We start from the raw sequence: 15,695 nt of genomic DNA, 5'->3' as shown, positions 1-15,695 counted from the left end.
TACGAGAATAGGTTGAACTTCCGGTCGCTGTTGTTTTTCAATTTCTCGATGAAAATATCTCACTAGGGTTGAAATTGAAAAACAAAGGCGAACGCTATCGCTCCTCCAGTTTCAACCTTTCTCTCCATGCTTCCTGTCGCTTCTCGTCGTTCAACTTATATAAGCTTAGTTTGGATAGCCGTTCGGATGCTCGCGGTGCCAGTTCCAAGCCGAAGCGATGATATCCTCCAGCTTATCCATCCGGCGCACCCAGCCGAGCTCCTTCTCTGCCTTAGCCGAGGAAGCGATCAGCACGGCCGGATCACCGGCGCGGCGTTCTTCCACCTTCGCGGGAATGGCGTGGCCGGTTACCTTGCGAGCCACCTCGATCATTTCCTTCACCGAGTAGCCTTGGCCGCTGCCCAGGTTGTACACGGCACTCTCCCCACCGGAACGCAGGCGTCCGAGGGCGAGCACGTGAGCGCTGGCCAGGTCGGTGACGTGCAGGTAGTCGCGAATGCAGGTGCCGTCCGGCGTCGGGTAGTCTTCCCCGAAGATGGAGATGAACTCGCGCTTGCCGAGCGGAACTTGCAGAATCAAGGGGATGAGGTGCGTCTCCGGCGCGTGATCCTCGCCGATTTTGCCGCTCTCATGCGCCCCGCAGGCGTTAAAGTAGCGAAGAGAAACGTATTTCACGCCATGGGCGATGTCGAACCATTTCATCATCTTCTCCATGGCCAGCTTCGTTTCCCCGTATGCGTTCGTCGGGAACGTGCGATCCTCCTCCGAGATCGGAGTCTTCTCCGGCTCCCCATAAGTGGCGGCGGTGGAGGAGAACACGATCTTGGTTACGCCGTGCTCCTGCATCTTTTCCAGCAGGCACAGTGTTCCGTACACATTGTTGTGATAGTATTTGGCCGGGTTCTTCATGCTTTCGCCAACCAGGGAGTTGGCAGCAAAATGGATGACGGCCTCGATGTCATTTTCACGGAATGGCTTATCAAGAAACTCCTTGTCGCGCAGATCCCCTACGTACAGCTTGCCGCCCAATACCGCTTCCCGGTGCCCGGTCTCCAGGCTGTCGACGATGACGACCTCTTCTCCAAGACGAAGCAGCTCAGCTACCATATGCGAACCGATGTAACCCGCTCCGCCTGTCACCATAATGGCCATGCTCAATTCCCCCAGTGGTCCGGCTCCTGCCGGTTATTTGAGAAGCTATGGAATGAATGCTCGTGAGCATTTGATCAGCATTCAGGAACGATTCACGCTTACAGCGCTTTGGCTCCGTCCCCGATCTCTGCCACATAGAAGTCCGCCTTGAAGTCTGTCCGTTCCGCATAGGCACGACCAACCTCTTGAAGGAAGGCGTCAACTGATTCATCCTTCACGAGAGAGACCGTGCAGCCGCCAAAGCCGGCGCCGGTCATGCGGGAGCCCAGTACGCCAGGAACCTTGAGCGCTTCTTCCACCATGACATCCAGCTCTTTGCAGGTGACTTCGTATTGATCGCGAAGTGAATCGTGGGAAGCGATCATCAGTTGGCCGAAGGCATCCAGATCGGATTCCTTGAGTGCCTTGACGGATGCGAGCACGCGATCGTTTTCTTCGATGACGTGGCGAGCACGCTTGCGGACCGTCTCATCTGGAATGAGGTGTTCGTTCGCCTTCAACTGCTCGGCGTTCAGTTCGCCCAGAAGCTGCAGATTCGGGAAGGCTTGGCGCAGGTAGCCGACGGCTTCCTCGCATTGAGCTCGTCGAGCGTTGTACTCCGAATCAACAAGGCCGCGGCGCTTGTTCGTGTTGCCGATAATCAGCTTATGACCCGCTGCCTGGAAGGGAATGAGGTCGTACTTCAGCGTATCACATTGCAGCAGGATGGCATGGTCCTTCTTGCCGTTTGCCACCGTGAACTGGTCCATGATGCCGCACTTGACGCCGAGGAATTGATTTTCCGATTCTTGCGCGACGAGAGCGAGCTCCACGCGGTCCACGGGATGCCCTTCGGCGGTCATGAAGCCGAAGGCGGTGACGAGTTGGACAGACGCGGAGGAGGAGAGGCCGGCGCCATTCGGAATTTCGCCCAGGTAGTAGACATCATAGCCGCTAAACGTGTAGCCCCGTTTGCTCAGATGTACAAGCACGGCTTTCGGATAGTTGACCCAGTCGTGCTCCTTCTCGTTTGTCGCCCCTTCAAGGGTAATGTCGGCTGTCTTCTTGAAGTTGCCGGATGCAAACCGAAGAACGTTGTCGCTGCGCTTGCGGAGCAGCATCGTCGTCCCGAAGGTCAGAGCTGCCGGGAAGACATAGCCGCCGTTATAGTCGGTATGCTCGCCGATCAGATTCACGCGGCCGGGGGCAAAATAGCTTTGGATGCCTTCCTCCGTGCCTCCGAAAAGCTCGACAAAGGTCTTTTTGAGCTCCGTGATGTTTGCCATTCTCTGCACCTCTTTCATAATATGGAAAATAATTTCGTTTGTGTATCTTAGTGATCGTTTGTTTTCGTTTTTATTGTACTATCCCCTGATAAAACGGTCAATAGAATCTTTTCGATCTATAACGATCAAACAAGAACAAGACGAATGTCCGTTTCCTTTCGAATATAATCAGCGTATTCGTCCGGGATACCGGAGTCGGTAATCAGCACATCGACGGCGCTTAAATCTGCGATGCGCGAAAAAGCCGTCTTGCCGAATTTGCTATGGTCCGTCACCACGACCACCTGCTTCGCAAGCGCAATCATTTTTCGATTCACACTGGCTTCCTCCAAGCTCGGGGTGGTGAGTCCGCTCTTGATGTCCAATCCATCGATCCCAAGGAATAGCCGGTCTGCGCGGAGCTTGTCCAGGCTGTCTTCAGCGAGCGGGCCGACAAGCGCGGAGGATTGCGGGCGAATTCGGCCTCCGGTCAGGATGACGTTCCACTCCTTGACGTCTGCGGCGCTGGATGCAATGTTGGTCGCGTTCGTGACAATACTCAAGCCCTCTATGCCGCGAAGTCGGTTCACCAGCATCATGTTGGTCGTGCCCGGGGTGAACAAGAGCGAGTCCCCCTCCTTCACCATGGCAGCGGCGGCTTCGGCTATGCGGACCTTCTCATCGGCAAAGGCCTCCTCCTTCTCGGAAAAGGAACGCTCATGCGCCGTTTCTCTTCCTCCTAGCTCCAACGACAGTGCTCCACCATGGGTGCGATACAAAAGCCCTTGCTCTTCGAGCCGCTCCAGATCCCGCCGAATGGTAACGAGCGACACCCCAAGGGATTCGCTCATCTCTTGAACCGCTGCTTTTCCGTTCCGGTTGACCAGCTCGATGATTCGATTTTGCCTTTCCTCCGCAAACATCCGCTTTCCTACTCCTTCATTGGCATGAATCCGCTCGTTCGATTCACACTTTGTTTATTTATTTTACAAAGTCAGCAGGATTTTGGCCCTGTCATTCGAATACATTATAGCAGAGTCCTGATCAAAACCGCAGAGGGGTAGGCTGTTTTCCTCGAAGGCAGGGGCTCTTGCGATTTCAATCTACAATGAGGTGAAAACCATGGGTTATTTTTTGGGTGTCGATTTGGGGACATCCGCCGTCAAATGCATCCTGGTCGATGAAGCGGGTCAGGTCAAAGCGAGCAAGAGCGTGGAATATCCGCTGTACCAGCCGCATCCTGGATGGGCAGAGCAAAATCCCGAGGATTGGTGGATCGGAACAGCCGAATGCGTCAAGCTGCTTCTGCAGGAGGCTCGCATAGCAGCGGCCGAAGTGCTGGGTGTCGGTCTCTCCGGCCAGATGCACGGCTCGGTATTCCTCGATGAGAAGCTCGCGGTCATTCGCCCCGCTCTCCTCTGGTGCGATCAACGGACCGCAGAGCAATGCGAGTGGATCGAGCAGGCTGTAGGCAAGGAACGTCTTGGTGAGCTGACTGGAAATAAAGCGCTTACAGGATTCACTGCGCCGAAGATTGTATGGCTCCGTCAGAACGAGCCGGACGCCTATGCCCGCGTGGCGCACATCATGCTTCCGAAGGATTACGTCCGGCTGAAACTGACCGGCACATTCGGCATCGACGTCGCCGACGCAAGCGGCACGCTCCTGCTGGATGTCGCCAAGCGCGACTGGTCCCAGGAGGTGCTGGACAAGCTCGGCATCGAGCGCAGCTGGCTGCCTCCGCTGTTCGAAAGCAATGATATCGTCGGCACGTTGACCCCGGAAGCCGCTGGCATCACCGGGCTTGCCGAAGGAACGCCCGTCGTTGCCGGCGGCGGAGACCAAGCGTGCGGAGCGGTCGGCGTCGGCGTGGTGAAGCCGGGCATCGCCAGCGTCGCCATGGGAACCTCCGGCGTCGTATTCGTCCACGACGGAACGTACCAGGAAGACCCCGAGCGCCGCTTGCACTCATTCTGCCACGGCGTGCCGGGCAAATGGCACCGCATGGGCGTCATGCTCGCAGCGGGCGGCTCCTTCCAATGGTGGAAAAACCATTTCGGCTTTGAAGAGCTGGAGCTCGCGAAGAAGGAAGGACGCGATGTTTACGACCTGCTCACGACCCGGGCGCAGGAAGCACCGATCGGCAGCGAGGGACTGCTCTTCGCTCCGTACCTGACGGGTGAACGCGTTCCCCATCCCGACCCCAAGGCACGCGGCGGCTTCATTGGGCTGAACCTGCGTCACTCGAAGGCTCACCTTACACGCGCTGTTATGGAAGGGATCACCTTCGGCCTTCGCGATTCGCTGGAATTGATGAAGGAGTCCTCGGTCGAAGTCACCGAGCTGCGAGTGAACGGCGGCGGAGCGAAGAGTCGGTTCTGGCGGCAGATGATCGCAGACGTCTTCGGCTACCCAGTCGTGACCGTCAACTCGACCGACGGCCCCGCTTACGGTGCCGCCGTTATGGCCGCATCGGGCGTCCTCGGGAAGGACACCACCGCTCTCTGCGAGGAGTGGATTCAAGTGGTGGACCGCGTGGAGCCTATCGAGGAAAACCGCATCCAGTACGAGCGGTACTACGAAGTTTATCGCTCCCTCTATCCCACCCTTCGGGATACCTTCCACAAGCTGAGCGATCTGGCACAGGGTTAATCAAATGGACGAAAGACAAAAAAACCGCCTTCCCCTAAGGGAGGCGGTTTCTGTTGGTTAGAGAAAGAGTAGCCCACATGTGCCGTCCGGTTTAAGCGTTTCAAACCTGCTCTCGCAGGTGGGTGCTCGCAGTCGCGTTTTTGAAGTCCCTTCGAAGAGGGCTTGTCAGCCGCGCGAACCATATTGAACTCCCTAGAAACATGTCATTGGTTCAAAACAACAAAAAACCATAACGTACACCGCAGGACTCTAATCAGTATGGTCATTATATACGCTTGATAAACGAGATGCAAGGGAAGAAGCAGGAAAAGGCGTTACTTCCGCTCCTCACGGGAAGGCTCGTCTTCCAGGTTCTCGTCCTTCTCCGCCGGAAGTCGTGCCGGGTTTTCCTCGGCAGGGTCCGCCTCGGTCCATTCCCCATCCGAGTCCTCGGATTCTTCGGAATCATCAGAGTCATCAGACTCTTCCTCTTCTTCTTCCTCGTCCTCTTCGCTCTTCTTGAATCGAGCCTGGATCTTGGTGAAGCCGCGATAGAAGTTCCAGAACGAGATCATGGCCATCACACTTCCCATGAAGAAGACGATCAGGAAGTTGTAGAGAATGCTGATGTAAACGATTCCCGCATTCAGCACGAGAAGGATAAGCGTATTGATCGGCTGCCCGATCGTAATCAGGAAGCTGTTTTTCACGATCTGGAAGGTGCTCATGTGGAGATGAGACATGATCGAAAGGAAATTCAGGAAGGCCGCAAACAGCAGCACGATCATCACGATGAACGTCAAGGCGAGGGAATTGAGAACATTCCCCACAGTGGAGTAGTAGTGAATGTTAAATAGGAAGATGCCCAGGAACAGAGAGAACAGCAGGCCACCGTACAAGCTTTGCTTATAATTGGCTTTGTAGGATTTCCAATAAGTTCTCCACAAAGGAACGTCCACATCACCCATAACCCATTTTCGTGCAACCGCAAACATCGCCGAGCTGGCAGGAACAAACGTAAAGGCGTTGAGAATACACACAAAACCTAGAACAAGCCACCAGCCAAGGTACCGCGTAAAATCATCAATCTGGGCCGTCCAAGCCGAAAAAATCCAAAGGGCTGCAAGAACGGGTGAAGAACTGATGATCCAAAGCAAGTTGATGGCGGAAAACCGCATGACCCACTCCGAGAAGCGGTAAAAGCCGCCCATGATCCCTCTTGTTTCCAAAAAAGCTCCTCCTTCATTGTGTCCAATACTCACCATTATAGCTCATTTTTCACGAAACTCCTAGTTCACCGGGCCGCAGGGAACGGGCTTGTTTGCCTTATCGAAAACAAGCGCTTCATCCCTTCCTTCTCCTACCAAAAAACCGCAGAGCTCGCGGCTCTGCGGTTTCTTCCTTCATACGCAAGGGACTCGGGTGTTATTCGTCTTCGCTCTTGCGGTAGCTGCTGCGGTTGTCGCTGCGATTCTCATCGCGCTTGTAGCCGCCGCCTCCGCCGCTGCGGTTGTCCCGGTAGCCTCCGCCGCGGTTATCGCGGTTGCCTTCCCAGCCGCCTTCGCGGCGAGGACGGTTGCCGCCGTAGCTGCTGCCGCCGGTTCCCGAACCGCTGCCGTAGCGGCTTCCGCCGTCACGACGTTGGCCACCGTAGCTGCTGCCGCCATATCCGCTGTTCGGACGACGTCCAGCCGAACGAACGTCCGGACGACGCTTCTTGGCGCGAAGCGGCTCTTCGGGGGTCAGCTCAACTTCAATATCCTTGCGGTCGCCGGTGAGCAGCTTCATGGCTGCCGACAGCAGATTCACGGAGTCGTACTCCTCCAGAAGCTGGATGGCGACGCCTTTGTATTCATTCGCATCATCGCTTTGCATCAGGTTGATGATGCGCTCGGCGGTGATCTTTTGCTTGCCTTCGATCGCTTCCGCTACACTCGGCACCGGTTTGCGGGTGATCTTGTGGCGGGTGATACGCTCGATGAAGTGCAGGTGGTCGATCTCGCGCGGCGTTACGAAGGTCCAAGCCGTTCCTTCTTTACCAGCGCGTCCCGTCCGGCCGATCCGGTGGACGTAGCTTTCCGGGTCTTGCGGAAGGTCAAAGTTCACGACGTGGGAGACGCCGGAGACGTCAAGACCGCGAGCCGCAACGTCCGTTGCGACCAGCACGTCGATGCTGCCATCGCGGAATTTGCGCATGACGGCGTCGCGTTGGTTTTGCGACAGGTCGCCGTGCAGTCCTTCAGCGGAGTAGCCGCGCTTTTGCAGCCCTTCGGCGAGTTCGTCGACGCGGCGCTTCGTGCGACCGAAGATGATCGCAAGGTCCGGGGATTCCATATCGATCAGGCGGCACAGAGCATCGAATTTCATTTTCTCTTGAACTTCGATGTACGCTTGTTGAATGAGCGGAGCGCTGACTTGCTTCGGAATGACGGAGACATGCTCCGGGTTCTTCAGGAATTGGGTGGCGAGGCGTTGAATGTTCGACGGCATGGTGGCCGAGAACAGCATGGTGTGACGATTTTCGGGTACGAGGCTCAGGATGGATTGAATGTCCTCCATGAAGCCCATGTCCAGCATTTCATCCGCTTCGTCGAGGATGACGGTCTGCACGTCGTCCAGCTTGATCGTTTTGCGGTTGATGTGGTCAAGGAGGCGGCCCGGCGTTCCGATGATGATTTGCGGGCGCTTCTTGAGGGCGCGGATTTGTTTTACAATGTCTTGTCCACCGTAGATCGGCAGGGAACGGATGCCTTTGAAGCGTCCGAGCTTGCTGACTTCTTCGGCAACCTGGATGGCGAGCTCGCGGGTCGGGCACATGATCAAGGCCACGATGCGATCTTCAGACGGTTGAATTTTTTGAACGAGCGGCAAGCCGAAGGCAGCGGTTTTCCCGGTACCCGTTTGGGCCTGGCCGATCAAGTCCTTGCCTTCGAGAGCAAGGGGGATGGTTTTTTCTTGAATGGGCGTAGCTTCCTCGAAGCCCATCTCCGTAACGGCTCGCAGCACCTTGGCCTCAAGACCGAATTCGGCAAATGTTTTCAAATGAAATCAGACTCCTTTTCCTGGGCAAATAAGCCCTCTCTTTATCGCCATAACGGCTTCTCCAGTACGGTTCGCAGGTCCCTTTTCATATGGCGCACCCTTTTCGATAGGAGCATTTGCATGTTGCGCATCGGAAGACAGCCTTCCAGATTTATGCAAACCGCTCGGTGCATAAAAAAAGCATTTCCCTTTGAGCAGGAAAATACCGCCGTACCAAAGAACATCATCGGTTAGTATAGCACACCGCATTAGAGCAACGCCAGCGACATGAGCATTAGCTTTCATTTTATTTTTCATACCGTGGGAACTCGCTTTGTTTGCGTGAAACCGTTCGACCCCCTTCATCGTATAAAATGGCATGGATACGCCCATTAAGGAAGTGCTCAAACGGGAGCTCAAGCCCCGCAAAAGCTCGTGCTTCCAGGGAAAGAAGGAGAAACGCCAATGTCTATGCTCAAACGTATGGGGGCCATTTGGAGGTCCCGTAAAGAAGCGCCGGCTGCATCCGAGCGCAAGCCCATGGAAGATGCACGTCCTGGTGATATCGTCTCCGTAGAGTTGAATCAATATGTCGTGAGCGGCAAAGTCGCTTATTACGATACCCAGTATGCGCCTCATCGGTATGCTTATTATCTCCGTGATGGAAATAACGTCTCCTGCCTTCTCATTGAAAAAGGAAGAACCGACGAATGCTTCCTTTGCGAATTCCTCGAAGGGTCGCTTGACGATCCGAGTGAGGTTCCGACTCGTCTGGATGTCGATGGGGAAGTGGCCTATGACCTGGAATGGCAGCGCACCGACCGCACCCGCACCGAAGGGCAGACGGACTTCCGAAACGGGGACGAAGTCATTCTTTGGCGGTACAGTGCCGACAGTGAGGGCTACTTCTTCCTGCAATGGCAGGACGGCAAGTTCGTCGCCATGAAGGGAGAAAGGCTCGCACCCGGAGAGGTTCGCTTTCTTCTTGCTACAGATACGAAGGGGGCCACCCGCACATGAAACGATTGACCTGGCAAGCCTGGGTCGCGCTCGCCCTCGTCTTCTCCCTGCTGGCAGGCTGCTCGAATGCCTCCAGCTACGTGTCCGACCATTACCCTTTGGTGGACATTCAAGGCAAGGGCCAGGATTCCTCCAAGATCTACCTCGTAGAGGACCAGGACGTCCCCACAACAGCCAAAGAGCTCGCGGATAAAGAAAAGCCGGAGGAGGTCAGCAAGGAAAGCAAGGACTCCATGTTCCTTGCCTACTCCGACAAGATCATTCAGGTTCAGCAAGACCCCGCCGACTCCGCCAACAGCCTGGTGGAGGTCAGCACCTTAACCTATGCGAAGAGCCATTACAATTCTTCCTTCCTGGAAGGCTACTTGACCGCTTCTCTGCTTCATTCCCTGTTCGGGGGAACCGGCGGCAGTTGGATGTCCAACGGAACGAACACCTACAGGGGATTTTCCTCCCTCCCGGACAGCAAGACGAAGACGCAAGCGTACGAATCAAGCAAGAAGGACACTCCGGCCACCAAGTCCGGTACCGGCTTCTTCAGCAGCAAAGGCAAAGCCAAAACCGAAATAACTGATAAATCAGATACCCCCAAGAGCTCAGGCACGTGGAGTACGAAGTCCTACAGCAAGAAGAGCGACGGCTCCTCGCCCACCTTTAAGACCAAAATCCCCAAAACAAAGAAGAGCTTCGGCTCCTTCAAGCGGCGAAGGTAACCCGCAGCCGGCTTCTTGAAGTCATCCCCCGCCACGCCCTCTTATGCTGTTCGCATAGGAGGGCGTTTTTTGATGGGTACCCATTCTCTGCCTATGTAACTTTTGGTGGACAAAAGCTCCGACTCCAGTATAATGAGGTACGCGCCGATTCCGGGGGATTTCTTCGCCGACTGGGCGAATACTATGCTTGAGGTGGATTCATGAAACGCACGTTATACGAATTCGGAGCTATCGCGGTCAGTGCGCTGTTACTCGCTGTCGGCTTCAACATGCTCCTGATCCCCCATCAGCTGCTCGCGGGCGGCATGTCCGGGGTGTCCATGCTGATTGGGTACTTTACCAATTGGAATATCGGGGTCATGTATTTCCTGTTGAATGTTCCGGTCATCCTGTGGGGGCTCTATATCATCGGCCGCCGCTTCATCTTCCTAAGTTTGGCTTCGGTCGGGTTCACAGCTTGGTTCATGCAGCTCGTTCCCGATATCCCCATAGCCAAGGAACCGATTCTCGCGGCTGTCTTCGGGGGCGTCATCATTGGCATCGCATCGGGAATATCCTTGCGCGTAGGCGGGTCGACCGGCGGCTTTGACATCGTGGGTTCCATCGTCACCCGCAATCGGGATTTCCCGCTCGGAAGCTTTATTTTCATCCTGAACGGTTTGGTCATTCTCGCCCTGGGGTATTATAAAGAAAACTGGGATCTTGCCCTCTACTCCATGCTATCCATTTACGTCTCGTCGAAACTGGTCGACTCCATTCACATTCGCCACATCAAGGTTACCGCCTTCATTGTGACGAAGCAGAAGGAAGTATTGATCCAACACCTCCTCAAAAATCGAGGGGTGACCGTGATGAAGGCGGAAGGAGCTTATTCCCAACAAGAGCAGGACGTGCTTATGGTGGTAACCACCCGCTACGAGCTGGCTGAGCTCAAGAAGACGATCCATGACCTGGATCCGAAGGCTTTCGTCAATATCGTGGAAACCGTTGGTGTCCTTGGGGAATTCCGCCGTCATTGACACCCCGGCAAGCGTTGTAACTTTCGTCTGGAAGTCCTCTCCACCCATTTCCCAGACTGCCTTCTTCATGATATACTGAAGCTGTGAATTTCATAGGTTCCTGGTGCGACCCCGCACGCTCGTTCCACTCCTTTTTCTGTTTAAGAAAAATTCGAATGGGATGGTGATGCTTGTGGAAACCGTAAAGCTGGCCAGTATCGTTATGAAATTTACGCCGCAGATGTTCCCGTTCCTCAAAAAGATCGAATTGGATTCGGACATCGTGCTTCTAAACGGCATGGAAGCTCTGGAAACCGAGGATGCGATGGAGATTATCCAGTACAGCATCTCCGAGCATCAAAAAGACGCCTGGATTCAATGAGGCGTCTTTTTTTCGTGCTCGCCCCGAGTCGACTCCGTAGGACAAAATACCCTTTGTGGTTTGTCGTAGATTTGTTTAGTATGAGAAGGGACTGGGGTAATAGGATGAAGAACGCCATTATACAGATTTGGAGAGGTTGCACTTATGGAACATTTGTTAGCTGCACTCATGTTGGTTTGGGGAAATGCCTCCGCCGGTCAGGCGGATATCACACTCGATAAGGTGGTCGCCGCTTCACTCACTCCCCCGCCCATAGTCGCGGTCGACGAGAACACACCTGCGGGCAGCGCGGATGATTACCTTCGTCCGACGAACAAGGTGGATCCGCAGCCGGACGCCCCCAAGGTCAGAGGGGTCTACTCCACGGCTTACAGCGCCGGAGGGGCCCGATTCGAGCAGCTGGTCAAGCTCATGGATGAAACCGAACTCAATTCACTCGTCATCGACATCAAGGACGATAAAGGATACATCACGTACAAGACGGGGAACCCCGAGTTGGAAAAGACCGGGGCCGAGCAGAAATTCATCGGAGACATCTCGAGCGTCATGAACACGATGAAGGAGCACGACATCTATCCGATCGCCCGGATCGTCGTATTCAAGGACACGATCCTTGCAGAAAAACGGCCGGATCTCTCCTTTAAAAACCCGGATGGAACCCTATGGACCAACAAGAACAAAGACAGCTTCGTGAACCCGTACAGCAAGGAAGTTTGGGATTACAACATCGAGGTGGCGAAGGAAGCCGCCAAGCTCGGCTTCAAGGAAATTCAGTTCGACTATGTTCGTTTCCCGGAAGGCTTTGAGAAGCGTGCTGAGACGCTGAAGTATACCCGTGACAAGCGTACGCGGATCAATGCGGTTTCGGAGTTCGTCAAGTACGCTCGCGAACAGCTCAACCCTCTCGGTGTTCGGGTATCCGTGGACATCTTTGGATATGCAGCAGCCGTTCCCGCAGCGGAAGGCATCGGGCAAGACTTCCAGAAAATCTCGCAAAACGTGGATGTCATCAGCTCGATGATCTACCCGAGCCATTACAGCACCGGTTGGTACGGTTCCAATGTGCCGGACGCTGCGCCGTACAAGACCATTGATGGCGCGAGCAAGGATACCGAGAAGAAGCTGACGCCTCTGAAGGACCTAAAGCCGGTTGTTCGTCCGTGGATTCAGGATTTTACCGCCACCTGGGTACCGGGCCACATCAAATACGGCAAGGCTCAACTGGACGCCCAGATCAAGGCCTTGAAGGACAACGGCGTGGATGAGTTTCTTCTCTGGAGCTCCTCGAACAAGTATACGCCCGGGGTCAACTACACACCGTAAAGAAAGTGCGCGACGCGTCGACAGCCCGGCCAACGTCTAAGCCGGTTGTGACGCGTCGTTTTTGTTTCCGAGTTTTCTTTGCCAAGCGCTCATTCGGAGGCGACCGTTTCCAACACATACCCGGCGCCCTTCGCCACTCGTTTCTTCTCAACGATCGCCAGTTCCTTCACCTCGGGCGAGGCTACAAAATGGCGATGAAGCAGCTCATCTGCTGCCGCAAAGGCTCCTTCATCCGTCTCCGCAAGGACGACGACAGGGACGGTCTGCTCCGGCATAGCGGCTTCCAGCTTATACAAAAACATTTTATCTCCCTCCCCTCTTTTTTGTTGTTCCCGAAATTGCCAAACGCGTGTAAAATAGGCTAAACGCTGCCCTTACAAAGGAGAGGATACGCATGCTGCAAGTTGGACAAAAAGCGCCGGCCTTCAAAGCGCCGAGCACACAAGGACTCATTGATCTGCGCACCTACCTGGGCAAAAAACCGATCGTGCTGATCTTCTATCCGAAGGATCATACCCCGGACTGCACGCGTCAGCTGTCCGCTGTACGCGATGCCATTCAACAATATGGGAAGTTGAATGCCTTCATCCTAGGCATCAATTCCGCCGAGCTTGCGGAGCATGAGAAGTTCACAGCCAAGGAAAACTACCCCTTCCCGCTTGTATCCGATGAAGACGGGTTGATCAACCGGCTCTACGAGGTGGGACAGAACCTCGTCTTCGGGGGCCAGAAACGAACCCTCTTCGTCATCGGAACAGACGGCTTGATCCATTACGCTCGTCACGGCATTCCGACGACGGATGAAGTCATGAAGGAGCTGCGCAAAGCGCATCGTGTCGAGTTGCCATAGCTTCATCAACCTTCAAGGTTCAAGCAAGCAGGGTTACTTGCAAAAAAAGCAAGCCCGCTTTCCGTAATAGGAGAGGTGGAGCTTGCTTTTTTTGATGCGGCTTTCGCCGCTCTTTGGATTATTGGGACAGGCGAAGCGCGAGCTCGTACAGCTCTTTGTTGAACGGCTTCTTCGTGCCTACCACCAGGTCGATATCCGTGGTGACCAGCTCACGATTGATGACGCCGCAAGCTTTGCCGGATTCGCCTTCGAGCAGCTTGCGCACGGCAAAGTCGCCCAGGCGGCTGGCCAGTACCCGGTCGTTGTGCGTCGGCGTGCCGCCGCGTTGAACGTGGCCCAGTACGGTTACACGGGTGTCAAGCCCGGTCATTTCACGAATTTGACTGCCGATTTCTTCACCAGTGCCTACGCCTTCGGCTACCACGATGATGCTGTGACGCTTGCCGGAGCGGAAGTTGTCCTTCATGCGTTCCGCCACTTCTTCAACCTTGTACGGCATCTCCGGAACGAGGATCGACTCCGCTCCGCTTGCCAAACCGGCATAAAGCGCGATGTCGCCGCAGTGACGGCCCATGACTTCAACGACGGAGGAACGCTCGTGGGAGGTCATCGTGTCGCGAAGCTTGTTGATGGCATCGACCACGATGCTGACAGCCGTGTCGAAGCCAATTGTGAAGTCCGTATACGAGATGTCGTTGTCGATCGTACCCGGCAGCGCCATCGTGGCGATTCCGAGCTTGCTCAGCTTTTGAGCGCCTTGGTAGGAGCCGTCGCCGCCGATGACCACGAGGGCATCGATGCCGCGCTTTCTCAGGTTGTCGGCTGCCAGCTGCTGACCTTCCGGGGTCATCATTTCCTTACAGCGAGCGGTTTGCAGAATCGTACCGCCGCGATGGATGATGTCCCCTACGCTGCGCAGGTCCATCTCCCGAATGTCGTCATGAATAAGGCCATAATATCCGCGTTGAATGCCATATACCTTCAGGTTGTGATACAGAGCGCTGCGGACAACCGCACGAACAGCGGCATTCATGCCTTGGGAATCGCCGCCGCTGGTCAGGACGGCTACGGAACGAATCGTCATAATGAGTTCCTCCTATAGTTGCGTTGTGGATTTGCTTAAGGGCTCGCGAAAGCGGATATAAACCGAGTTGATCAAGAAAAAGACGCGCATGAGCGGGCTGCGATGCAGAAGCTTGCTTCGGACTTCCTTCACATCCGGCTGGCCCGATACCTTGGGGTCGGACAAATAAAGGGCGATCAGGCCTTCGATGATCATCTGATGAAAACGAGGTCCCGGAAGTCCGGCAATTGCTTTACGCGCTTCCTCCACGATGTAGGTCACGCGCCGGACGGTCTCCTCCCGGCTTCCATAATAGAAGCAGAAATTCAAGTCGCCGCCCTCACGGTCTTCCTCTTGATCGATCAAATAGTCCAACTGAATGTGCAGGCCGCATACATAAGGAAAGTATGCCCGTTCGATCGCTGAAGCTGTCGCAGGATCGGCCTCGGGATCGGATGCAGCCAGGAACAGCATGAACATGCCGAGCGTGGAGCCGGTCGATGCCGCGAACTCGTTCCACCGGATGTCGGGATAATCCCCGCCGTGCTCCTCCCACCAGGTCATAAGCGCATTCTCCCGAAGGTCTTTGCGGATGTGCTTGTGCACCTGCAGATCGACATACAACGAAACGAGCCGATAAATCTTCGCTTCAAAGAGCGGATAGGACGGCAAGCCAGCGATCTGGTTCCGGCATTCCATCACCAGTTCCTTGAGATAGCCGCCATCCTCCCGCTCTTCGCGGAAAGCATAGTAGTCAGCAAGCGTTCTGTCGGGACGGACAGCATCAAGCATCGATTGATGCAACTGGCGAAAATCCTTCGGATCAAGCGAGGTACTCCGGTCGCACAGGTTGTCCAGGTAATCACTGATCGTCTGGAATGCAACGATGAGTGAAATCAGACGGTCCTTTTGCGGCAGGTTCACTGCGGCGTATACGGCGCCTCCCTGGCAATGAAAGCGCTTGGAAGCAATGCTGGCCAGCGCTTGCTTGCGCAGCTCGGAATCCGGTATGCGGCTCGCCGTTTTCTCCCAGCGGGATAATGCCTGCTTCACCCCCGGCAAGATATGCCGATAGACGATGGTCATCAGGGTTAGCGGACCTTTGGGATAACGATGCAGCTTCTTGGCTGTGTTTGAGATCGATTTCACTTGTAAATCCTCCGAAACGTCATGCTCCTCATTCCCTCTATCATACCTCTTTTGAAGGGGAGGCGCAAAACTTGGGGGGTCTCATTGGTCCCCCTTCCCCGGTCTCACTTCCGTTCACAAGAAAAGCCCCATCAAAAGCCGCATGAACG

The 15,695-nt window shown here is 55.1% G+C and carries 16 protein-coding genes and 1 other RNA gene; 7 read left to right on the top strand and 10 right to left on the bottom strand.

What is annotated here, in order from left to right; all coding sequences use genetic code 11:
• Positions 1-165 precede the first annotated feature (165 nt).
• From galE to AAFN83_RS01955, 3 genes are all read right to left on the bottom strand, one after another.
• A complete protein-coding gene (gene galE, locus AAFN83_RS01965; RefSeq protein WP_347766667.1) occupies positions 166-1,152 on the bottom strand; it encodes a UDP-glucose 4-epimerase GalE in 987 nt (328 codons plus the stop codon).
• A gap of 98 nt (positions 1,153-1,250) precedes the next feature.
• Entirely contained in the window at positions 1,251-2,417 is a 1,167-nt protein-coding gene (locus tag AAFN83_RS01960; protein WP_347766666.1) for a galactokinase, read from the bottom strand.
• A gap of 125 nt (positions 2,418-2,542) precedes the next feature.
• Positions 2,543-3,319 (bottom strand): DeoR/GlpR family DNA-binding transcription regulator, encoded by a 777-nt coding sequence (locus AAFN83_RS01955; protein ID WP_347766665.1) that lies wholly within the window; start codon positions 3,317-3,319, stop codon positions 2,543-2,545.
• Positions 3,320-3,518: 199 nt separating this feature from the next.
• Between AAFN83_RS01955 and xylB the strand changes: the two genes are divergently transcribed.
• A complete protein-coding gene (gene xylB / locus AAFN83_RS01950; RefSeq protein ID WP_347766664.1) occupies positions 3,519-5,048 on the top strand; it encodes a xylulokinase in 1,530 nt (509 codons plus the stop codon).
• 66 nt (positions 5,049-5,114) lie between these two features.
• Here xylB and ssrS read toward each other — a convergent pair.
• From ssrS to AAFN83_RS01930, 4 genes are all read right to left on the bottom strand, one after another.
• A non-coding RNA gene (ssrS, locus tag AAFN83_RS01945) (6S RNA) lies at positions 5,115-5,299 on the bottom strand.
• Between the two features lie 63 nt (positions 5,300-5,362).
• Positions 5,363-6,256 carry a YesL family protein gene (locus AAFN83_RS01940; RefSeq protein ID WP_347766663.1) on the bottom strand — a complete coding sequence of 298 codons (894 nt, stop codon included), beginning with the start codon at positions 6,254-6,256 and terminating at the stop codon, positions 5,363-5,365.
• Positions 6,257-6,452: 196 nt separating this feature from the next.
• Positions 6,453-8,069: a degradosome RNA helicase CshA gene (gene cshA / locus AAFN83_RS01935; RefSeq protein ID WP_347766662.1), complete on the bottom strand. Its 1,617-nt coding sequence runs from the start codon at positions 8,067-8,069 to the stop codon at positions 6,453-6,455.
• 6 nt (positions 8,070-8,075) lie between these two features.
• The gene (locus AAFN83_RS01930) at positions 8,076-8,441 is read right to left on the bottom strand and encodes a hypothetical protein (protein ID WP_347766661.1); all 366 of its coding nucleotides are present in this window, start codon (positions 8,439-8,441) and stop codon (positions 8,076-8,078) included.
• 72 nt (positions 8,442-8,513) lie between these two features.
• On the opposite strand from AAFN83_RS01930, the gene AAFN83_RS01925 reads away from it, so the two are divergent.
• From AAFN83_RS01925 to AAFN83_RS01905, 5 genes are all read left to right on the top strand, one after another.
• Positions 8,514-9,068, top strand: a complete 555-nt coding sequence (locus AAFN83_RS01925) for a DUF4178 domain-containing protein (RefSeq protein WP_347766660.1) — start codon at positions 8,514-8,516, stop codon at positions 9,066-9,068.
• Entirely contained in the window at positions 9,065-9,781 is a 717-nt protein-coding gene (locus AAFN83_RS01920; RefSeq protein ID WP_347766659.1) for a DUF4247 domain-containing protein, read from the top strand. The genes AAFN83_RS01925 and AAFN83_RS01920 overlap by 4 nt, the downstream gene beginning before the upstream one ends.
• Before the next feature lie 200 nt (positions 9,782-9,981).
• On the top strand, positions 9,982-10,800 hold the full coding sequence (locus tag AAFN83_RS01915) for a YitT family protein (protein ID WP_347766658.1): 819 nt from the start codon (positions 9,982-9,984) through the stop codon (positions 10,798-10,800).
• Between the two features lie 166 nt (positions 10,801-10,966).
• Complete coding sequence (locus AAFN83_RS01910; RefSeq protein WP_347766657.1) at positions 10,967-11,161, top strand: hypothetical protein; 195 nt, start codon at positions 10,967-10,969, stop codon at positions 11,159-11,161.
• Between the two features lie 144 nt (positions 11,162-11,305).
• Positions 11,306-12,484: a putative glycoside hydrolase gene (locus tag AAFN83_RS01905; protein WP_347766656.1), complete on the top strand. Its 1,179-nt coding sequence runs from the start codon at positions 11,306-11,308 to the stop codon at positions 12,482-12,484.
• A gap of 89 nt (positions 12,485-12,573) precedes the next feature.
• Here AAFN83_RS01905 and AAFN83_RS01900 read toward each other — a convergent pair whose 3' ends face one another.
• Entirely contained in the window at positions 12,574-12,786 is a 213-nt protein-coding gene (locus AAFN83_RS01900; RefSeq protein ID WP_347766655.1) for a DUF3906 family protein, read from the bottom strand.
• A gap of 92 nt (positions 12,787-12,878) precedes the next feature.
• On the opposite strand from AAFN83_RS01900, the gene AAFN83_RS01895 reads away from it, so the two are divergent.
• On the top strand, positions 12,879-13,334 hold the full coding sequence (locus tag AAFN83_RS01895; RefSeq protein ID WP_347766654.1) for a peroxiredoxin family protein: 456 nt from the start codon (positions 12,879-12,881) through the stop codon (positions 13,332-13,334).
• A gap of 118 nt (positions 13,335-13,452) precedes the next feature.
• On the opposite strand, the gene pfkA is transcribed toward AAFN83_RS01895, so the two are convergent.
• On the bottom strand, positions 13,453-14,418 hold the full coding sequence (gene pfkA, locus AAFN83_RS01890) for a 6-phosphofructokinase (RefSeq protein WP_347766653.1): 966 nt from the start codon (positions 14,416-14,418) through the stop codon (positions 13,453-13,455).
• Between the two features lie 12 nt (positions 14,419-14,430).
• The gene (locus tag AAFN83_RS01885) at positions 14,431-15,483 is read right to left on the bottom strand and encodes a tetraprenyl-beta-curcumene synthase family protein (RefSeq protein ID WP_347767359.1); all 1,053 of its coding nucleotides are present in this window, start codon (positions 15,481-15,483) and stop codon (positions 14,431-14,433) included.
• Positions 15,484-15,695 lie beyond the last annotated feature (212 nt).

Origin of the sequence: Gorillibacterium sp. CAU 1737, from assembly GCF_039888655.1 — a bacterium.
GTDB lineage: Bacteria > Bacillota > Bacilli > Paenibacillales > NBRC-103111 > Gorillibacterium.
This window is presented reverse-complemented; position numbering and strand designations above follow the sequence as displayed.